Source organism: Massilia sp. Root418, assembly GCF_001425265.1.
In the GTDB taxonomy this organism is placed as follows: domain Bacteria; phylum Pseudomonadota; class Gammaproteobacteria; order Burkholderiales; family Burkholderiaceae_D; genus Rugamonas.
Genome location: NZ_LMEC01000001.1, coordinates 1,237,445 through 1,257,335, shown reverse-complemented (window position 1 = coordinate 1,257,335; position 19,891 = coordinate 1,237,445). Strand labels below are relative to the sequence as shown.

The following is a 19,891-nucleotide window of genomic DNA, read 5'->3' as shown; positions in this document are numbered from 1 at the left end:
CTTCATGAACAAAACCGCTGCCTCCCTGGCCGCCGGCCTGCTGTTTGCACTGGCCGGCTGCGTGCTGCCCGCCCACGCCGACACCGTGGCGGATGCCGCCAGCGGCGCGGCCTTCAAGGCGCTGTACACCGAGGAATGGCAGTGGCGCATGGGCCAGCGCCTGGAGGACGAGGAGGACGACGTCAACGGCATCCGGCCCGACCTGCCGCGCATCGACGCCGCCACCCAGCAGGCGCGCCTGGTGTACTGGCAGCGCGTGCTGGCGCGGCTGGACGCCATCCCTGCTGCGGAGCTGGCGCCGGCCCAGCGCATCGATTACGCCGTCTACCGTGCCCAGATCGCCGCGCTGATCGAGAACCAGCGCTTCCGCGAATACGAAAAGCCGCTCAATTCCGATTCCGCCTTCTGGTCCAATATCGCCGGCGAGGCCGACAAGACCTTCCGAACCGAGGCCGAGTACGCGGCTTATGTGCAGCAGCTGAACGACATGCCGCGCTACTTCGCCGAGGCTACCGCGAATATGCGCGCGGGCCTGCAGCGCGGCTTCACGCCGCCGCGCGTGACATTGCAGGGGCGCGACAAGTCGGTGGCCGCCGTGGCCGGGGAAACCCAGCTGGAGAAGCTGGCCTTCTACCGTCCGTTCAAGGAGATGCCGTCCGCCATTCCGGCGGCACGCCAGGCCGAGCTGCGCGCTGCCGCGCTGAAGGCGCTGCGCGAGTCCGTGGTGCCGGCGCACCAGCGCCTGCTGGCCTTCCTGCGCAACGAGTACCTGCCCGGCGCCGCGCAGGCGCTGGCGGCCGAGCGCCTGCCGGACGGCAAGGCGTATTACCAGTCCAAGATCACCGAGTACACCACCACCGCGCTGAGTGCCGAGCAGATCCACCAGACCGGCCTGGCCGAGATGGCCAAGATCCGCGCCGAGATGCTGGAAGTGATCAAGCAGGTGGGCTTCCAGGGCGGCCTGCCGGAATTCCTGCGGTTCCTGCGCACCGACCCGCGCTTCTACGCGCGCACGCCGGAGGAACTGTTGATGCGCGCGGCCTACATCGCCAAGCGCTTCGACGGCAAGGTGGCCAACTACTTCGGCTACCTGCCGCGCAGCCGCTTCGCCATCACGCCGGTGGCGCCGGACATCGCGCCGTACTACACCTCCGGCCGGGGCGGCCCCGGCGTCTACATGGTCAACACCTATAACCTGCCGGCCCGTCCGCTGTATAGCCTGCCCGCGCTGACCTTGCACGAGTCGGCCCCCGGCCATGCTTTCCAGATGCCGATCGCGCTGGAGCAGAAGGGCCGTCCGGCTTTCCGCAACGCCTATATTTCCGCCTACGGCGAAGGCTGGGCGCTGTACACGGAACGCCTGGGCGTGGAGATGGGCATCTACGAAACGCCGTACGAGATTTTCGGCATGCTGAGCTACCAGGCCTGGCGCGCTTCGCGCCTGGTGGTGGACACCGGCGTGCACGCCAAGGGCTGGAGCCGCGAGCAGGCGCAGGCTTACCTGCGCGAGAACACGGCGCTGTCCGAACACGAGATCGCCACCGAGGTGGACCGCTACATTTCGTGGCCGGGCCAGGCGCTGTCCTACTACCTGGGGCAGATGGCCATCCTGGAGGCGCGCAGGAAGGCTGAAGCGGCGCTGGGGCCGCAGTTCGACATCCGCGCCTTCCACGACACCGTGCTCAATCTCGGTTCGGTGCCGCTGCCGGTGCTGCACGCGCGCATCGACGCTTTCATCGCGGAAGGCGGCAAAAGCCCGTATCCAAAGGACGACTGAGCACGCCACGTTCTTTTTGCGGCCGGGCGCGGTGCGGGCTACACTGTAGGGACGATTGACAGGCTCTCCTGAGGCATCCCATGGCGAACAAGATCACACACCGCGGCGTGGCTATCGTGACGCTGGAGGACGGCGAGGCCGTACTGGAACATTGCAAGCCGAATTGCATTGCCATTCGGCATGATGATGCGGGCTGGTGGACCTGCTTTGTCGGCCCGAACGGCGAAGTGGACGATTACGACCAGCCTTTCCCCAGCCGCGACCAGGCGGTGTGGGCCGCCAAGGCCGCCGCCGAATACGGCATTTAGGGCGCCTGGCGGGCCGGCTCCGCTTCCAGCGCCTTGCCGATCAGAATCGCGAAGCCGACAAACATCAGGCTCAGGTTGCGCAGCTCGCCCGCCGCGGCGAACAGCGCGAACAGGGGCAGGTTGATGGCGGCCGCCAGCAGGATATGCTGGCGCACCTCTTGCGGGCTGGCACGCCAGCCGCGCACAAACACCGTGGCAATCAGCACCAGCGTCAGCGCGAAGGCCTGGCGCGGCCCCATGATGCCGTAGGTCAGTTCCATCTGCCCGTAGGTCTGCGCCGACAGGTAGCCGGCCAGGTTGTCGGCCAGGTGAACCTCCACCGGGCTGCCGCCGGCATGGGCGAACTGCAGCTTGACGGCCACATTCACCAGCCCGGACACCAGCACCGCCGCCGCCGCGATGCCGACGGCTTTCCTGCGCGGATAGCCGGCCAGCAGCAGCGGCAGCAGCGTAACGATGAAGAACAGGAAGGACTCCTTGTTCAGCGTGGCCGGCACCAGGATGGCGAAGAACCAGGCGATGTGCTTGCGCGACACCAGCCAGTAGGCCAGGCAGAAGAACATCAGCTCGGCGGTATCGTAAAAATAGCCGCCCAGGGTTTGCATGTAGGGAAAAGCCAGCGACAGCACGGTGGGAGCGATGATGGCGGCCAGGCGGCCCATGCCGGCATCCAGCGCGATCCGGTGCAGCAGCAGCAGGCTGGCCAGCAGCGACAGAAAGGACAGGTAGTACACCACCACGTAGCGGAAGCTGACCGCCGGCTTGGCGGCGCCGTAGGTCTTGACGTAGACCTTGCTGGGATTGAGCTTGGCGGCAACTTGGAATTTCAGGCGCCCGGGCAGCGCGCGGTCGGCGGCGTTGGCGATCAGCGGCAGCAGCTGGCGGTAGACGAAGGGCCGGTCGGCGGTGGCGTCCAGCATGGCTTCGAGGTTGAAGCGGGCGGTGTTGTCACGCAGGCCCCATTTGCCGATGTAGCCGGAAAAGCTGGCGGCCGCCACCATCCAGAAGAAGGTGCAGTGCAAGAGTAGTGACAGCCCGCTGGACCAGGCGGCCTTGTGCCAGGCTTGATTCAGGGAGGAAATCATGGCGGACTCCCGGAAGTAAGGGAGTCACCAATATTCCACGCCACCCGCCGGCGGGACTACGAATGCATCAAAAGTTGGGCGGATAGCCTGCGGCGGGCAGCCTCAGCGCGCGCGCAGCGCCGCCAGCACCTTGCCGATGTCGGCCTGGTAGAACTGCTGGCGCATGCGGTAAGGCTGGGCGCACGGCACGGCCAGCGTGCCGCCGTCCTTCAGGCCCAGCAGCACCTCGCGGCGGGCAGTGCAGGCCGCCGCCATGGCTTCGCCGGTGGCGGCATGGCCGAACACGGGCAAGCCTTCGATGGCGGTGACGTAGGCGTCCCGCAGGAAGGTTTTGCAGGCTTTCATGCCGTCCGTGAGGATGCCGTCCGGCGCTTCCGTGGTGCCGCTGCGGCCGCCGCAATCGTCCGCCATCAGCTTGATCACGGCGCGCAGCACCATGGCGTCGCGCATGGCTTGCGTGGGCGCTTGCGGCGCGGCGAGGCCGCTGCCGTCCAGGAATTGCTGCCATTGGCTTTCCATGGGGCCGGCGGCGTTGAGCAGCTGCGGCAGCCAGCGCGGCTGGCAGCCGGCCGCCGCGCCGCACTCCATGGCCTGCGCGAAATCGGGCTGGCCGCCTTGCCGCAAGGCGCGGTAGAAGTCGTTGACGCGCGCCATGGCGCTGGCGCTGCCCTGGCGCGCCGCCAGCCCGTACACGTAGGCGGGCAGGCCGCACTGGTATTCCAGGCGGTTGCCGCCGATCTGGGGCGGCGTGAGCTCGCGCCAGCTTTTCGGCTCGCTGTACAGGATGCAGCCGGCCAGCGCCTCGTCCAGCTGGCGTGCCGCCTGCGCCGGCGTGAGCCAGCCGTTGTGGATGGACGCCATCCAGCGCAGGAACTCGCCGCCGCCTTCGTGGATCAGGCGCGCGTCGGGGTAGTTGTCGACGGCGTCGCGCAGCTGGAAGCGGTGGCTGAATTCATGCGACACCAGCAGCGTGGCCTTGGCCTGCTCGGCGGCGCCGGGCGCTTGCGGCCAGTTGTACAGGACCAGGCGCAGCACGTCGCTGGCGTCGCCGCCGATGTAGGGGCCGCCCGGCGCTGCGGCGCGCACGGCGGCCACGATGGGGCGCCTGAAGCTGGCGTCCGGCAGCGCCTCCCGCAGAAAGGCCACGGTGCCGTCCGCCACCGTCTTGATGTGCTCGATGGTGGCCGGGGACAGGCGGGGGTCGAAGAAGTCCGGCGCTGCGCTGCCGTGCTGTTGCAGCGGCGCGTTCAGGAGCAGGGCGGCGCTGTCGCCGTGCAGCGGCACGGCGGGCGGGCCGGCCTTGCCGGCATAGGCCTGGCCGTTCACAACGATGCCGGGCGCGGCCAGGCTGTAGCGCACCGCGCCGCAGCTGTCGGCCACGGCGTAGTTCGACAAGTGCGTGTACACGCCCTGGCCGAGCGGGAAGGCGGCAGGGTAGCCGGCCTGGCGCGTGGCGGCGGGAACGCGGAAGCGCAGGCTGGGGCAGGCCTGGGCGCTGCGTCCCAGCTGGTCGGCGCCGGCGCTGCCGCAATCGTCCAGCGGCTGCCAGGCGGCGCGCGTGCTGCGCCCGGCTTCGCCGTTCTTGCTGAATGCCAGGGTGCGGCAGGCTGGCGGCAGGGTGTAGCTGACTTCGACGCTGTCGTCCGTCAGCAGTGTCACATGCACGCCGACTTCGGCGGCTTGGGCGGCGGGCGCCAGGACCAGAAGCAGTAGCACGGCACGCAGATACGTCATGGTTTTCGTCCGGTTGATCGGGCTGCAAATAGTATCATATTTGCAACTGCCATTACCCGGCCGGCCTAGTCTTTCCAGAAGCGGTCGAACAGTGGCTTGACGCTGATGCCGTGCACGGCGATGGAGAGCATGATGACCACCAGGGTGATGTCGATCAGGTCGCGCGCCAGCGGCTGCGGCAGGCCGTGGTTGATGGCGTACATCAGGTAGTACACGGAGCCGATGCCGCGCACGCCGAACCAGGCGCTGATGCCGCGCACCCGGCCGCGCACGGTGGAGCGCGCCAATCCCAGGTAGACGCTGAGTGGCCGCGCCACCGCGAACAGGAACAGCGCCGTGCTCCAGGCCCGCCAGTCCCAGGCCTGCGCCGTCACCGCGCCGCCCAGCAGCAGCACCAGCGTCAGCTCGGACAGGCGCTCCAGATGCTCCTTGAAGATCAGCGATTCGCCGCTGACGGTCAGCGGCGCATCGGCCGGCGCCGTCGCCGGCGCCGCTGGCTCGTCCGCCGCCGCCGGCTGGCCTGCCGCTGTTGTGCAGGCACTGTGCATTGGCGGCACTGGCGGCTTGGCCGCTGCCTGGGCCCCGGCGCCCGCCGCGCCGTGGCCTGCGCCGTGGCCTGCGGCATCGCCCGCGGCGTGGCCTGCGCCGTGGCTTGTTCCATTCGCGGCGCCGGGCGCCTTCAGCAAACCGTGCCTGTCCTTGGGCGCACCCGCCAGCACCAGTTCGCGCTGGCGCAGCGCCACGCCGGCGAAGAACACCGCCAGGAAGCCCCAGGCGTGCAGCCACACGCTGACGCCGTACACCACCGCAATCAGCCCCAGCCCCACCAGGTCGTCCAGCACCTCATGCTTGGGATCGGTGCCCCGCAAGGCCCAGCCCAGCTGGGCCAGCGCGGCGCCGCCCGCAATGCCGATCAGCACCGCGCCGGCCGTCCCCCAGAGCACGTCCATCGCCAGCCAACGCCAGCCGAAATCGCCCAGTTCGTGCAGGCCCAGCAAGCCCAGGCCCAGCATCACGAAGGGAAAGGCGCTGCCGTCGTTCATGCCGGCCTCGCACGTCAGGGCGAAGCGCAGCTTGTCACGGTCGCCCGCATGGCGCACCTGCACGTCGGTGGCCAGCACCGGGTCGGTGGGCGCGAGAATGGCTCCCAGCAGCACCGCCGCGCCCAGCGGCAGGCCCAGCACCAGCGTGCCGAAGGCCGCCATCAGTCCCACGGAGATGCTCATGGACAGCCAGGCCAGCCGCAGCGACGGCGCCCAGCGCGCCAGCGAAAACGGCACCGGCATTTTTACCCCTGCGGAGAACAGCGAGATCAGCACCGCCAGTTCCGTCATCACCTCCAGCGTACCGGCCTCGGCAAAGGGATCGACTGCGAACACGCCGAAGAACGCCGGCCCCAGCGCCAGGCCAACGCCCAGGTAGACGATGGCCGACGTCACGGGCAGCCGCGCCAGCGTGGTGGCGGCCAGCCCGCGCGCCAGCATCAGGCAGCCGATCAGGATGAACCAAAGGGTGGTACTCATGCTTGTGCACTATACGCCGTGCCTTAATGCAATGGCGCGGCGTTGCCGCAGCGGTTCCGCCAGCAGTGTGCTGCGCCAATTTGGTGCGCGCAGCCCGATTTGGTGCGCCGTGGGGCCGCCCCGGGGCGGGATTCTCACCCTGCCGCTGGCACGCTACTTGCGTAGTGCATGTCCAGTACATAACGAGATGCCAACCGCCACATGCCCGACACCGCCGCCAGCGCAAGCGCGCTGTATAGCGCTACCAGTCCCCCTCCGGCCGCCATGCCGGAGGAAGCGGTCGCGCGCGCGCCCGCGCATCCGGTCTGGCGCGCCAGCCTGTCGCTCGGCTTCGCCAACGACGGCGGCACCACGCGCCTGGTCGAGCGCCGCCACAGCGGCCCGCTGCGCGTGCAGAAGCCGCTGTACCCGGAAGGCGGCGCCGTGTGCCACGCCATCATCGTGCACCCGCCGGGCGGCGTGGTCGGCGGCGACCAGCTGGAACTGAGCGCCACCGTGGGCGAGGGCGCGCGCGCCTTCCTCACCACGCCGGGCGCGGCCAAGTGGTACAAGGCCAACGGCAAGGTGTCGCGCCAGAGCGTGCGCCTGCACGCCGCCGCCGGCGCTGCCATCGAATGGCTGCCGCAGGAAACCATCTTCTTCGACCACGCGCACGTGGAACTGGAACAGGACATCACCCTGGCCCCCGGTGCCAGCTATATCGGCTGCGACATCCTGTGCATGGGCCGCAGCGCATCGGGAGAGCGTTTCCGCAGCGGCCGCGTAGTGCAGCGCACCCGCATCCGCCAGGGCGAGCGCCTGCTGTGGTGGGAGCAGGGGGCGCTCACGCCGGACGGCATGGCCAGCCCGCTGGGCATGGACGGGCACACCGTGTGCGCCACCCTGCTGGCCGTGGGCGCACCGCTGCCCGCCGCCGTGCTGGCGCAGCTGCGCAGCGACGCCGCCGCAGCCGGCGCGCACGTCGGTGCGCATGTCGGCGCAACCCAAATGAAAGGCCTGCTGGTGGTGCGCCATCTTGGCGGCGACAGCGAGGCCGCCCGCGAAATCATGCTGGCAGCCTGGCGCACCGTGCGCCCGCACCTGCTGGGCCGCGCACCCTTCGACCCGCGCAGCTGGCGCACCTAGGAAAAAACATGGACCTGACCCCACGCGAAAAAGACAAGCTGCTCATCTTCACTGCCGCCCTGCTGGCCGAGCGACGCCGCGCGCGCGGCCTGAAACTGAATTATCCGGAAGCGGTGGCCCTGATCAGCGCGGCCATCATGGAAGGCGCGCGCGATGGACGCAGCGTGGCCGAACTCATGTCCGACGGCGCCAGTATCCTTACGCGCGCCGACGTGATGGAGGGCGTGCCCGAGATGATTCCGGACATCCAGGTCGAAGCGACGTTCCCCGACGGCTCCAAGCTCGTCACCGTACATCACCCCATCCCTTAATCCCTCAAGGAGCACATCATGATCCCTGGTGAAATCATGCTCGAAGAAGGCGAAATCGGCCTCAACCAAGGCCGCGAAACCGTCACCGTCGTCGTTGCCAACCGGGGCGACCGGCCGATCCAGGTCGGCTCGCATTTCCACTTTTTTGAAGTCAATCCCGCGCTGTCGTTCGAGCGCTGGAAAGCCTACGGCATGCGGTTGAACATCGCCGCCGGCACCGCCGTGCGCTTCGAGCCCGGGCAGACCCGCACCGTGGAACTGGTGAAGCTGGCCGGCGAGCGCGTGGTGCACGGCTTTAACGGCGCCGTCAACGGCAAGCTGTCCGACACCCCGCCGAAAGCGTAAGCATGGCCACGATACCGCGCGCCGCCTATGCCGAAATGTACGGCCCCACCACCGGGGACCGCATCCGCCTGGCCGACACCGAACTGTTCATCGAGATCGAGCACGACTACGCCATCTACGGCGAGGAAGTGAAATTCGGCGGCGGCAAAGTGATCCGCGACGGCATGGGCCAGTCGCAGCGGCCGCACGCCGAGGTGATGGATACGGTTATCACCAATGCCGTCATCCTCGACCACTGGGGCATTGTCAAGGCCGACATCGGCCTGAAGAACGGCTTGATCGCCGCCATCGGCAAGGCCGGCAATCCCGACATCCAGCCCGGCGTCACCATGGCCATCGGCGCGGCCACCGAGATCATCGCCGGCGAAGGGCTGATCGTCACGGCCGGCGGCATCGACTCGCACATCCACTTCATCTGCCCGCAGCAGATCGAGGAAGCGCTGATGAGCGGCGTGACCACCATGCTGGGCGGCGGCACCGGCCCAGCGGTGGGCACCGCAGCCACCACCTGCACCCCCGGCCCCTGGCATCTGCACGCCATGCTGAGCGCGGCCGACGCCTTCCCCATGAACCTGGGCTTCCTCGGCAAGGGCAATGCCAGCCAGCCGGTGCCGCTGGAAGAGCAGATCCGCGCCGGCGCCATCGGCCTGAAGCTGCACGAGGACTGGGGCACCACGCCGGCCGCCATCGACAACTGCCTGTCCGTGGCCGACCGCCTGGACGTGCAGGTGGCCATCCACAGCGACACGCTCAACGAGGGCGGCTTCCTGGAGCACACGCTGGCCGCGTTCAAGGACCGCACCATCCACACCTTCCACACCGAAGGCGCGGGCGGCGGCCACGCGCCCGACATCATCGCGGCGGTGGGGCAGGGCAATGTGCTGCCCTCGTCGACCAACCCGACCCGGCCCTACACCGTCAACACGCTGGACGAGCACCTGGACATGCTGATGGTGTGCCACCACCTGGACCCGGCCATCGCCGAGGACGTGGCTTTCGCCGAGTCGCGCATCCGGCGCGAGACCATCGCCGCCGAGGACATCCTGCACGACATCGGCGCGATCTCCATGATGTCGTCCGACTCGCAGGCCATGGGCCGGGTGGGCGAGGTCATCATGCGCACCTGGCAGACCGCGCACAAGATGAAGGTGCAGCGCGGTTCCCTGGCCGAGGACGGCGCGCGGCACGACAACTTCCGCGCCAGGCGCTACATCGCCAAGTACACCATCAACCCGGCCATCACGCACGGCATCTCGCACGTGGTGGGTTCGCTGGAGGTGGGCAAGATCGCCGACATCGTGCTGTGGAAGCCGGCCTTCTTCGGCGTCAAGCCGTCCATGATACTGAAGGGCGGCATGATCGCCGCCGCGCAGATGGGCGACCCCAACGCCTCCATCCCCACGCCGCAGCCGGTGCACTACCGCATGATGTTCGGTGCCTACGGCGGCGGGTTGCGCAAGTCCTTCACCTTTGTCTCGCAGGCCGCGTTCGACGCCGATATCGGCGGCCAGCTGCGGCTGCAGAAGCAGACCATCGCGGTGAAGAACATGCGCACCTTGCGCAAGCGCGACATGATCCACAACGGCGCCACGCCGCACATGGAAGTCGATCCCGAAACCTATGAAGTGCGCGCCGACGGCCAGCTGCTGGTCTGCGAAGCGGCCGCCGTGCTGCCGATGGCGCAGCGCTATTTCCTGTTCTGACGAGGCCCGCATGCTTACCCTACACACCAAACTGCCCGCCAGCGCCGGTCCCGGCGCGGTGCAGCCGTCGGCGCGCCTGGTGCTGCCCTACGAACTGCGCGAAAAATGCCGCCTGCGCGCGGTGCTCAGCAGCGGCGAAGAAGTGGGCGTATTCACCGTGCGCGGCACCGTGCTGCGCGACGGTGACCTGCTGGTGGGCGAAGACCGCAGCAAGGTGGTGCAGGTGGTGGCCGCGCGCGAGCCCACCTACAAGGTCACCTGCGCGGACGCGCACACGCTGCTGCGCTGCGCTTTCCACCTCGGCAACCGGCATACCCAGGCGCAGGTCGGCGACGGCTTCCTGCGCATACGCGCCGACGCCGTGCTGAAGGAGATGCTGGCCGGCCTGGGCGCCATCGTGGTGGCCGAGGACGCGGCGTTCGAGCCCGAATCGGGCGCCTACGGCGGCGGCCATGGCCACAGCCACGACAGCCACGGCGGGCATCCCCTGGCGCCGATCCCGCTGCGCCAGAAGATCCACCGCCCCGGAGACAGCGCGCCATGATCCGCGGTTGCGACCTTGCGGCACGGCGGGTTACGCCGTTCCGGCTAACCCGCCCTACGAACGGCAACCGCCCGCGCGATACGCCGAACCGCAAGTGTCCACCCGTAGGGCGGGTTAGCGCGCAGCGCGTAACCCGCCAGGCCGGAGCCACCGGATGATGCAAGCCACCGCATTGCTGCACCTGCTGCAATTTGCCAGCCCCGCGTTGCCGATCGGCGCCTACAGCTACTCGCAAGGCCTGGAGGCGGCGCTGGAGTCCGGCGCCGTGCACAACCCGGACACGGCGCGCGCCTGGATCGCGCGCCAGCTGCACGAGGTGATGGCGCGGTGGGAAGCGCCGGTCTGCTGGCGCCTGATGCGCGCTTTCAGCCGGCGCGACGCGCAAGCCGTGGCGCAGTGGAGCGAGCGTTTCCTGGCCTCGCGCGACACCGCCGAATTCCGCGCCGAGACCCTGCAGATGGGCTACTCGCTGGCGCGCCTGACGGCCGAACTGGGCATCGCCGATGCCGGCATTACCGCCATGCTGCCGCCGGAAACCGAGCTGGCCCTGCCGGTGGCCTACGCCTGCGCCGTGGCCGCGCTCGACATTCCCCACGAGGAAGCCCTGCTGGCCATGCTGTTCGCCTGGGCCGAGAACCAGGTGCTGGTGTGCGTCAAGTCCGTACCGCTGGGCCAGGTGGCGGGGCAGCGCATGCTGCTGTCGCTGCGTCCCGAACTGGAACAGGCCGCGCTGCGCGCGCGGGAACTGGCCGACGAAGACCTGAGCAACTGGGCGCCCTGCCTGTCACTGCTGTCGATGCGGCACGAAGTGCAGTACAGCCGTTTATACCGATCTTAAGTAAGAAAGGAAGCATCCATGAACCCATCCAACCCGCTGCGCGTCGGCATCGGCGGCCCGGTCGGCTCCGGCAAGACCGCGCTGTGCGAAATGCTGTGCAAGGGCATGCGCGACCATTACGACATGGCCGTCATCACCAACGACATCTACACCAAGGAGGACATGGAGATCCTGCTGCGCGCGGACGCCTTGCCGGCCGAGCGCCTGATGGGGGTGGAGACCGGCGGCTGCCCGCATACCGCCATCCGCGAGGACGCCTCCATCAACCTGGAAGCCATCGCCCGCATGCAGGCCGACTTCCCGGACCTCGACCTGATCCTGGTGGAGTCGGGCGGCGACAACCTGGCCGCCACCTTCAGCCCCGAGCTGTCCGACCTCACCATCTACGTGATCGACGTGGCCGGCGGCGAGAAGATCCCGCGCAAGGGCGGTCCCGGCATCACCCGCTCGGACCTTCTCATCATCAACAAGACCGACCTGGCGCCCCACGTGGGCGCCGACCTGGCCGTGATGGCGCGCGACGCCAAACAGCAGCGCGGCACCCGGCCCTTCCTGTTTACCAATTTGCGCAGCGGCGAAGGGGTGGCCGCCGTGATCGACTTTATCCGCGAACAAGGCCTGCTGGAACAGGCGCACAAGGAGCAAGCATGAAAGCCAGGATGACACCGCAAACCCGCCGCACGGCGCCGATACTGCTCTCGCTGCTCGCCGCCAGCCTGTGCCTGCCGGCGCTGGCCCACCCCGAGGCGGCCCATGCCGCCGCCATGGCGGCATCCTCGCTCGGTGCGGGCGCCGGGGCGGCCCATGTCGCTTCCGTTGCTGGCGCCGCCGGGGTTGCCGCCCCCGCAGCCGCCCCCGCCGGCTGGCTGGCCATGTTCCAAACCGGCTTCGCCCATCCCTTCAGCGGTTTCGACCACTTGCTGGCCATGCTCTCGGTGGGCATCTGGAGTGCGCGCCAGCAGCAGGGCGGCACGTTGCCGCTGGTGTTCCTGGGCGCGATGCTGCTGGGCGCCTTGAGCGGCGTGGCGGGCGCCACCATCCCCGGCCTGGAAGCCGGGATGGCCGCCACCGTGGTGCTGGCGGGAGCGCTGGTTGCCGTGGCGGCGCGGCTGCCGCTGGCGGCCGGCGCCGCGCTGATCGCCGTCTTTGCTGTCCTGCACGGCAATGCGCACGGGCACGAACTGCCTGCGGCGGGCAGCGCCTTCGGTTTCCTGGCGGCGAGCGGCTTGCTGATGCTGGCGGGGCGCTGGTTCGGCCGGGCGGCAGAGGGCGGGCTGGTGCGCATCACCGGCGCCGGCATTGCCGCCACCGGCGTGCTGATGCTGGCCGCCTAGTCCGGCTTGCGCTCGGACAGCACGATAGGCGCGGCGTTTTCCGGATGCAGGCCCTGGTGGCCTGCGTACGCCGCGCGGATGGCGGCCATGTCGGCCTCCTGGTCGCCGCTCAGGAACAGGTGGTCCTTCACGCCCAGGGTCTTGTTCGGATAATCGATGTACACCAGGCACAGCGGCACCCTGGCCGCCAGCGCCAGGTGGTAAAAGCCGCTTTTCCAGCTGTCGCGGTAGCCGCGCGTGGCTTCCGGCGTAATGCCCAGCCAGTACCAGTCGGCCGCATTCATGCGCTCGGCCTGGCGCTGTATCATGCCGGTCTTGGCGCTGCGGTCCACCGGTTCGCCGCCCATGGCGCGGAACCAGTTGCCCAGCAGCGGAATCTTGAACAGCGAATCCTTGGCCAGCCAGCGGAACGGCAGGTCCAGCGCCCATTTGGCGAAGATGCCGACCATGAAATCCCAGTTCGAGGTGTGCGGATACACCACGCAAATGCCGCGCGGCCCCGGCAGGGGGCGGTACAGCACGCGCCAGCCGAACAGCGTCAACACGCGCAGCGCGACGCGCTGTCCCAGCTTGGGCAGGTCTGCCGCATTCAGTTGATCTTTGTTCATGTTGGTGTGCTTGCCTGTCAGAAAAAGTGCGCCGACATTCTATCCGGGCGGCAAGGCCCCGGCAAGCACGGCGGCCCGCCGCAGTGCGGCCGAACCGGAAAACAACGCTCAGCAGTTTCAGCTCTGATACAGTCTTGATTGCAGTTTTGTCATCATTGCAAAATAGACTAGCCGGAGACTGCCTGATGCCAACAAAAAACCTCTTATGCCTCACCCTGGGCGCCGCCGGCGCTTCCCGCACTGCGACGCAGCTGGACGCCTTGCTGCCCGGCTGGGAACTGTGCAAGGCCGCCAGCCTGCGCGACGCCAGCCGCGTGCTGCGCAGCCGTGCTCTCAGTGTAGGCTTGCTGCTGCTGGAATGCGAGGAGGCGGCCGGTGCGGCGGCCGCGCTGGCCGGCCTGGACGCGTTCCTGCGCCAGCATCACCAGTTGCACTGGATCGCCGTGTGCCACCGCGCGCTGCTGCAGAGCGAAGCCTGGCGCGTACTGGTGCGCGAACATTGCAGCGATTTCCACACCTGGCCACTGGACGGCGGGCGCCTGCTGCACACTGTGGGCCACGCGCTTGGCCTGGCCGCCTTGCGCGCCGCGCCTGTGCCCGCGCCGGCTCCCGCGCTGCCGCAGCAAAGCCCCCTGATCGGCCAGACGCCCGCCCTGCGCCGCCTGCACGGCCAGATCGCGCGCGTGGCGCCGGCCGACGCGGCCGTGCTGATCTGGGGCGAGAGCGGCACCGGCAAGGAATTGGTGGCGCAGGCCATCCACGCCCGCTCGGGCGCCGCCGGCGGGCCCTTCGTGGCCGTCAACTGTGCCGCCATCGCACCCAGCCTGGCCCAGTCGGAACTGTTCGGCTATGTGCGCGGCGCCTTCACCGGCGCCGCCCAGGACCGGCGCGGCCTGCTCGAATCGGCCGACGGCGGCACCATCTTCCTCGATGAAATCGGCGACCTGCCGCTGGAACTGCAGGCCAACCTGCTGCGTTTCCTGCAGGAGAAGTGCGTGCTGCGCGTGGGCGGCACCCGCAGCGTGCCGGTGAACGCGCGCGTGATCGCGGCCTCCCATGTGGACCTGGAGGCGGCGGTGGCGCGCGGCGCCTTCCGCCAGGACTTGTATTACCGGCTGAACGTGCTGTCGCTGCAGGTGCCGGCGCTGCGCGAGCGCAAGGACGACCTGCCGCTGCTGGCCGACCACTTCTTCGTGCAGTTCGCCGCCGAACGCGCGCCGCGCATCCGCGGCTACAGCGGCGCGGCGCTGGCGGCCATGCGCCGCTATCACTGGCCCGGCAATGTGCGCGAGCTGATCAACCGCGTCCGGCGCGCCCTCATCATGGCCGAGGGCCGCCTGATCCAGCCGGCCGACCTGGGCCTGGACGGCGAAGCGGCGCCGGACGGCTGCGAACCGCTGGGCGGGGTGCGCGTGCGCGCCGAGCGGCAAGCCATCGAGGTCGGCCTGGGGCTGGGCAAAAGCATGACCCAGGTGGCCGAGGACCTGGGCGTGTCGCGCATGACGCTGTACCGCCTGATGGCCAAGCACGGCATCAGCCATCCGGCCCGCGCACGCGGCGCGGGATCTTAACGCCGCGTTCGCCACAGCGGCGTTACACGCGCGGTCCGCAAATTGTCCAGCCAAATCAGGCATGGGCGTGCGTGCGCAGCGGCTGAGCACGTCACGAAAGCGTGACCAAGAGCACGGCCGGGCCCTGGGCGGTTCACCGTCCGGAAAAAATCTTCAGTCATATCAATGGCTTGCCGCGTTCCGGCGGGCTGGCACCAAGCTTGCGATCCTGCTTCAGACCGGGCACGCCCGGCCACCCATTACACCCTTTAACTCCGAACATTTAACCTGGTGAGGCATGGAAATGAAGAAAACAATGCTGGCAACAACCATTGCGATGCTGTGCTGCGCAAGCGCATACGCCCAAAGCGATCCTGAAACGAACGCCGACGCCATGGCGCGCGCCCTGTCCGACGCCAAGGCGGCGGCGGACCGCGGCGCGACCGCGACCTCGAATTTAAGCAATGCCTTCAACCGTTCTTCCGCCACCGCGATCAGCCGCCTGAACGGCTCGGTCAGCGGCAATGCGGTGCATCACATCGGCAACACCGCCGGCAACTGGGGCGGCAGCAACGGCGGCACCGGGCAGGGCGGCTACGGCGGCACCGCCTACGCCGGCTCGAATAGCGGCGCCAACGGCGGCAGCGGGGCCGACGCCTATGGCGGCAACGGCGGCCGCGGCGCCAGCGCCTACGGCGGCAACGGCGGCGACGGCGCTTCCGGCGGCTATGCCCGCAACGGCAGCGCCCGCACCGGCGCCGCACAGGGCGGCGACGCCTACGGGGCCAACGGTGGCAGCGGCGGCAGCGCCATGAATGCAGCCAGCGGCCGCGCCGGCGAGGGCGGCGTGGGCGGCAACGGCGGCAATGGCGGCATGGCCGGCGGGAGTTACGGCGGCAGCGGCGGCAACGGCGGCGACAGTGGCATGGCCTGGGGCGGCAATGGCGGCATCACCGGCAATGCGCGCGGCGGTGCCGGCGGCGGTTCGGGCAATGCGTCGGGCGCCGGCGGCGGCGACGGCGGGAGCACGGGCGCGGCCCATGGCGGGGCCGGCGGCGGCAGCGGGGCCGGCGGCTACGGCGGCGCGGGCGGCATCAGCGGCAGCGCCTACAGCGGCAATGCATCGGCCCAGCAGTACGCCAACGGCGGCAACGCGCAGAACGGCGGCGCCAGCAGCAGCGCATCGGCCAGCGGCGGCACGCCTGACGGCAGCGGTGCCGGCGGCGGCCAGACTGCCACCGCCACCTCTGGCACGGCCACCGGCGGTGCGGCCACGGCGGGTACCAACAGCGCCACGTCCGGCGCGCCCAGCTCGGGTGCGGGCGGGGCGGGAGCGGCGGGCGGCGCGTCCGGTAACGGCGGCGCGGGCGCGGCAGCCAGCAACACCGGCGGCGCCGGCGCGGCGGGCGGCAGCAACACCAGCGGCGCGGGCGGCGCAGGTGCGGCGGCCAGCAATACCGCCGGCGCCGGCGCGGCAGCCACCAGCGGCGGCGGCGGGGCGGGCGCGGCCGGCGGCAACGGCTCCAGCACCGGCGGCGCCGGTGCGGCAGGGGCGTCGGGCGGCGCGGGCGGCACCAGCGGCATGGCTTCGAACACCGGCGGCGCCGGGGCGGCCGGCGGCAGCGCCACCGGCGGCAGCGGCACCAGCGGCGCGGCCAGCAATGGCAGCGCCTCGGCAGGTGACGGCGGCAGCGGCGGGGCCGGCGGCGGCGGCAACAGCGGCGGCGCGGGCGCGGCGGGCGGCGCGGCCACGGCGGGCGCGGGCGGCGCGGGCGGCACGCAGACGGCCGGCAACGCGGCTGGCGGCGCTGGCTCGGGCGGCACCGGCGGTGCGGGCGGCAGCAACACGGTCAACGCCGGCACCTTTGACATGTCCAACACCATGTCCAGCGTGGGGCAGTCCGCTGCGGGCATCATGACGGTGAGCCAGAACAATGGCTTCTCGTCGCTGATCCAGCAGAGCGTCAACGTGCAGGCCAATCTGGCCGTGGGCAGGTAGCGATGCGCAGCGCTGCCAAGCTGGCGATGGCACCGGCCCTCGCGCTGGCGCTGGCGGCGCCTGTCCTGCCCGTGGCGGGGCAGGACGGCGCGCCCGGCCGCGCTGCGGGGCCGGCGTCGGCGGCCGTTGCCGCTGCAAGCGCGACCGCGGCCAGCGCGATACCCGCAGCGGCTGCCGCAGCCGCTGCCGACTCCGCAGCCGCAGCCGCAGCCGAGAGCGCTGCCGCAAGCGGCTCGACAGCCGGCGACGCAGCCGCTCCCGCACCTGCTGGACCGGCAGTACTGCCTGCGCCGGCGGTGCTGTTCGGCGCGCCGCTGGATGAGCGGCGGCTGGCCGGACTGCGCGGCGGCAGCGACACGCCCTGGAGCGACATGAAGCTGCAGGGCGCGGTCAGCGGCAACAGCGCAGCAGCGGTCGCCACTGGCGCCAACCTGATCACCCAAGGCGCGTTCAGCAACGCGGCCGGCCTGCCGATGGTGATACAGAACTCCGGCGCCAACGTGCTGATCCAGAACGCCACCATCGTGAATGTTCAGTTCAGATGAAGCCGCTGCGCCTCGCTAACGTGTGCGCCGCGCTGCTGGCGCCGTGCGTCGCGGGAACGGCGGCCTGCGCTGCCGACTTGCCTGCTGCGGACGGCGCCAGCTTCGCGCTGCGCATCACCAGCCTGAAGGAGCTCCGTTTCCGCTCGACCGTGCGCCAGCAGTTCGACTACAGCTGCGGTTCGGCGGCCGTGGCCACCTTGCTGACCTACCATTTCGGCCATGCAGTGAGCGAGCAGGCCGCCTTCCAGCAGATGTATCTGCACGGCGACCAGCAGCGCATCCAGCGCGACGGTTTCTCGCTGCTGGACATCAAGCGCTACCTGGCCAGCCTGGGCTACGCGGCGGACGGTTTCGAGCTGCCGCTGGACAAGCTGGCCGAGGCCGGCTTCCCGGCCATCGTGCTGGTGGCGGAGCGGGGCTATCACCATTTCGTTGTCGTCAAGGGGCTGGCCGGTGGGCGGGTGCTGCTGGGCGACCCGGCCGGCGGCACCCGGGCCATGCCGCGCGCGCAGTTCGAGGCCATCTGGCAGAACGGCCTGCTGTTTGTCGTGCATGGCGGCCCCGGCAAGCCGCGCTTCAATGCCGCCGCCGACTGGCGCGCCGCGCCCCAGGCGGCGCTGGCGGGCGGCATCGAGCGCGACAGCCTGCTGCGCCAAACCCTGCCCAAGCTGGGCGACGGCAATTTCTGAGGAGAACCCATGTCACATCTGCGCTGCATCGCCGCCGTGTTGGGCGGCCTGGTCTTTTCGGCCGCCGCCGACGGCTTGCCGCCTGGCTGGACGCCGGTGCCGGAGCCGGCGCTGGCGGAGCAGCGGGGCGGTTTCGACAGCGGCGGCCTGCAGGTGTCGCTGGGCGTGGAGCGCCTGGTGGCCATCAATGGCGGCGTGGTCGCCAGCAGCCGTTTCCAGATTGCCGACCTGTCGCGCGTGACGCCGGACGAGGCGCTGCTGGCCCAGGCCGCCATCCAGCCCCTGCTGGTGCAGAACGGCCTGGGCAACGCGGCGCCGCCGGGCGTGCCGGCGTTGCTAATTCAAAACACCGTGAACGACCAACTGATACAGAGCCAGACAACCATCAATGCGGCCGTTTCCAGCTTATCTATGCTCACCAGTACCCATTTTGAAAGCAGCATGCGGGCCGCGCTTTCCAGTGCGCTCGCGCCCAGATAAGGAGGAGTGCATGCGATTTGCGAACGTCCTGCGCGCCGGCTCGGCCGGCGTTTCCCTGGCGGTCTGCACCGCCCTGGCTCACGGCCAGGCCGTCCCGGCCGCCACGCCAGGCACTGCCGAGCTGGCGCTGGAAATCGAGGCGCTGAAGCGGCAGCTGGCCGAACAGCGTGCGTTGCTGCAGCAGTTGCGACAGCAGATGGCTGACCAGCACGGCCAGCAGCCGGGGCCGCAGCAGGGCGCTCCCCAGCAGGCTCAGCAGGCCCAGCAGGCCTCAACCCAGCGCGCTGCAGCGCAGCCGCCGCTGGCGCAGCAGCCCGCGCCGCAGCCCGGCCCGCAGCGGGACCAGCCCCCGCGCGCAGCTGCCGCGCCGGTGGTGGGCCAGGCACCGCAGCGCGACGGCCGCCCGCCCGAGGTGGCGCCGCTGTTCGAGTCGCCGGGCGTGCTCACCCCCAAGGGCCGCTACGTGCTGGAGCCTTCCTACCAGTTCGGCTACTCGTCCAGCAACCGCGTGGTTCTGGTGGGCTACACCATCATCCCCGCCTTGCTGATCGGCCTGGTGGACGTGCGCGAGGTCAAGCGCAACACCATGACTGCCGCCCTGACCGGACGCTACGGCCTCACCCCGCGCACCGAACTGGAACTGCGCATCCCCTACGTCTACCGCTCCGACTCCACCGTCAGCCGGGAAATCTTCACCGGCACGGCGGTGGAAAACGTGTTCGCCACCAGCGGGCGCGGCGCGGGCGACGCCGAATTGTCGGTGCGTCATCAACTGACGGCGGGCGGCCCCGACAGTGCCTACTACGTGGCTGGGCTGCGCCTGAAAACACGCACCGGGCGCGACCCCTTCGACGTGGTCACCGACTGCATGCAGCGCTGCGTCGGCCCCAACGCCACCGGCACTGGCCTGCCGCTCGACCTGCCCACCGGTTCTGGCTTCTATGGCCTGCAGCCCAGCGTCACCTGGCTGTACCCGTCCGACCCGGCAGTCTTGTTCGGCAGCGTGAGCTACCTGCACAACTTCCAGCGCAGCGGCGTGCGCCGCATGATACGCAACGGCGAATTCGAGCAGCTCGGCACGCTCAAGCCGGGCGGCGTCATCGGTTTCAACTTCGGCATGGGCCTGGCGCTGAACGAAAAAGCAACATTAAGCCTCGGCTACAGCCACGACTCGATCGGCCGGACCAAGCAGAACGGCACGCCGGTGCCCGGCTCGGTACGCACCCAGCTTGGCACCTTGCTGATGGGCTTCTCCTACCGCCTGGACCAGCGGCGTTCGCTCAACGTTTCTGTGGGGGCCGGACTGACGCGCGACACGCCCGATGTGACGCTCTCGGTGCGCTTGCCAGTCAGTTTTTGATGCCCGCTGGACGCGCATCGTATTTTTACGATA

20 protein-coding genes are annotated in these 19,891 nt (G+C 69.8%); 16 read left to right on the top strand and 4 right to left on the bottom strand.

The annotated features are described in order from the left end of the window. The first annotated feature begins 4 nt into the window (after window positions 1-4). On the top strand, window positions 5-1,777 hold the full coding sequence (locus ASC94_RS05240) for a DUF885 family protein (protein ID WP_056391654.1): 1,773 nt from the start codon (window positions 5-7) through the stop codon (window positions 1,775-1,777). An 80-nt stretch (window positions 1,778-1,857) separates the two neighbouring features. Then, the gene (locus tag ASC94_RS05235) at window positions 1,858-2,085 is read left to right on the top strand and encodes a hypothetical protein (RefSeq protein WP_056391649.1); all 228 of its coding nucleotides are present in this window, start codon (window positions 1,858-1,860) and stop codon (window positions 2,083-2,085) included. On the opposite strand, the gene ASC94_RS05230 is transcribed toward ASC94_RS05235, so the two are convergent. The 3 genes from ASC94_RS05230 to ASC94_RS33485 all read right to left on the bottom strand — a co-directional run bounded on the left by ASC94_RS05230 (window position 2,082) and on the right by ASC94_RS33485 (window position 6,427). After that, window positions 2,082-3,170 (bottom strand): hypothetical protein, encoded by a 1,089-nt coding sequence (locus tag ASC94_RS05230; protein WP_056391646.1) that lies wholly within the window; start codon window positions 3,168-3,170, stop codon window positions 2,082-2,084. The genes ASC94_RS05235 and ASC94_RS05230 overlap by 4 nt on opposite strands. Before the next feature lie 102 nt (window positions 3,171-3,272). Then, window positions 3,273-4,904: a hypothetical protein gene (locus tag ASC94_RS05225; protein ID WP_056391643.1), complete on the bottom strand. Its 1,632-nt coding sequence runs from the start codon at window positions 4,902-4,904 to the stop codon at window positions 3,273-3,275. Between the two features lie 65 nt (window positions 4,905-4,969). Continuing rightward, the gene (locus ASC94_RS33485) at window positions 4,970-6,427 is read right to left on the bottom strand and encodes a sodium:proton antiporter (RefSeq protein WP_056391639.1); all 1,458 of its coding nucleotides are present in this window, start codon (window positions 6,425-6,427) and stop codon (window positions 4,970-4,972) included. Window positions 6,428-6,691: 264 nt separating this feature from the next. On the opposite strand from ASC94_RS33485, the gene ASC94_RS05215 reads away from it, so the two are divergent. From ASC94_RS05215 to ASC94_RS05180, 8 genes are all read left to right on the top strand, one after another. Then, window positions 6,692-7,552: an urease accessory protein UreD gene (locus ASC94_RS05215; RefSeq protein ID WP_056392183.1), complete on the top strand. Its 861-nt coding sequence runs from the start codon at window positions 6,692-6,694 to the stop codon at window positions 7,550-7,552. An 8-nt stretch (window positions 7,553-7,560) separates the two neighbouring features. Next, window positions 7,561-7,863: an urease subunit gamma gene (locus tag ASC94_RS05210; protein ID WP_056391637.1), complete on the top strand. Its 303-nt coding sequence runs from the start codon at window positions 7,561-7,563 to the stop codon at window positions 7,861-7,863. A gap of 18 nt (window positions 7,864-7,881) precedes the next feature. Then, window positions 7,882-8,208, top strand: coding sequence for an urease subunit beta (locus ASC94_RS05205; RefSeq protein WP_056391633.1), 327 nt, complete (start codon window positions 7,882-7,884; stop codon window positions 8,206-8,208). A gap of 2 nt (window positions 8,209-8,210) precedes the next feature. Next, window positions 8,211-9,911: an urease subunit alpha gene (ureC, locus tag ASC94_RS05200; RefSeq protein WP_056391630.1), complete on the top strand. Its 1,701-nt coding sequence runs from the start codon at window positions 8,211-8,213 to the stop codon at window positions 9,909-9,911. Window positions 9,912-9,921: 10 nt separating this feature from the next. Continuing rightward, the gene (gene ureE / locus ASC94_RS05195) at window positions 9,922-10,455 is read left to right on the top strand and encodes an urease accessory protein UreE (RefSeq protein ID WP_056391628.1); all 534 of its coding nucleotides are present in this window, start codon (window positions 9,922-9,924) and stop codon (window positions 10,453-10,455) included. Between the two features lie 157 nt (window positions 10,456-10,612). Continuing rightward, on the top strand, window positions 10,613-11,293 hold the full coding sequence (locus ASC94_RS05190) for an urease accessory protein UreF (protein WP_056392180.1): 681 nt from the start codon (window positions 10,613-10,615) through the stop codon (window positions 11,291-11,293). An 18-nt stretch (window positions 11,294-11,311) separates the two neighbouring features. Continuing rightward, entirely contained in the window at window positions 11,312-11,944 is a 633-nt protein-coding gene (gene ureG, locus ASC94_RS05185; protein ID WP_056391625.1) for an urease accessory protein UreG, read from the top strand. Continuing rightward, entirely contained in the window at window positions 11,941-12,627 is a 687-nt protein-coding gene (locus ASC94_RS05180) for a HupE/UreJ family protein (protein ID WP_229417167.1), read from the top strand. Before ureG ends, ASC94_RS05180 begins: the two co-directional genes overlap by 4 nt. Here ASC94_RS05180 and ASC94_RS05175 read toward each other — a convergent pair. Beyond that, window positions 12,624-13,235, bottom strand: coding sequence for a 1-acyl-sn-glycerol-3-phosphate acyltransferase (locus ASC94_RS05175; RefSeq protein WP_056391622.1), 612 nt, complete (start codon window positions 13,233-13,235; stop codon window positions 12,624-12,626). The genes ASC94_RS05180 and ASC94_RS05175 overlap by 4 nt on opposite strands. Before the next feature lie 185 nt (window positions 13,236-13,420). Here ASC94_RS05175 and ASC94_RS05170 point away from each other — a divergent pair, with 185 nt between their 5' ends. From ASC94_RS05170 to ASC94_RS05145, 6 genes are all read left to right on the top strand, one after another. Next, entirely contained in the window at window positions 13,421-14,806 is a 1,386-nt protein-coding gene (locus tag ASC94_RS05170; protein ID WP_056391619.1) for a sigma-54 dependent transcriptional regulator, read from the top strand. A 295-nt stretch (window positions 14,807-15,101) separates the two neighbouring features. Further along, window positions 15,102-16,784, top strand: coding sequence for a hypothetical protein (locus ASC94_RS32290; RefSeq protein WP_200955552.1), 1,683 nt, complete (start codon window positions 15,102-15,104; stop codon window positions 16,782-16,784). A 2-nt stretch (window positions 16,785-16,786) separates the two neighbouring features. Beyond that, window positions 16,787-17,329: a hypothetical protein gene (locus ASC94_RS05160; protein ID WP_157201283.1), complete on the top strand. Its 543-nt coding sequence runs from the start codon at window positions 16,787-16,789 to the stop codon at window positions 17,327-17,329. Next, window positions 17,326-18,018: a C39 family peptidase gene (locus ASC94_RS05155; protein WP_056391613.1), complete on the top strand. Its 693-nt coding sequence runs from the start codon at window positions 17,326-17,328 to the stop codon at window positions 18,016-18,018. The genes ASC94_RS05160 and ASC94_RS05155 overlap by 4 nt, the downstream gene beginning before the upstream one ends. Before the next feature lie 9 nt (window positions 18,019-18,027). Next, complete coding sequence (locus tag ASC94_RS05150) at window positions 18,028-18,498, top strand: hypothetical protein (RefSeq protein WP_056391609.1); 471 nt, start codon at window positions 18,028-18,030, stop codon at window positions 18,496-18,498. A gap of 10 nt (window positions 18,499-18,508) precedes the next feature. Further along, the gene (locus ASC94_RS05145) at window positions 18,509-19,858 is read left to right on the top strand and encodes an acetate kinase (protein ID WP_056391606.1); all 1,350 of its coding nucleotides are present in this window, start codon (window positions 18,509-18,511) and stop codon (window positions 19,856-19,858) included. Window positions 19,859-19,891 lie beyond the last annotated feature (33 nt).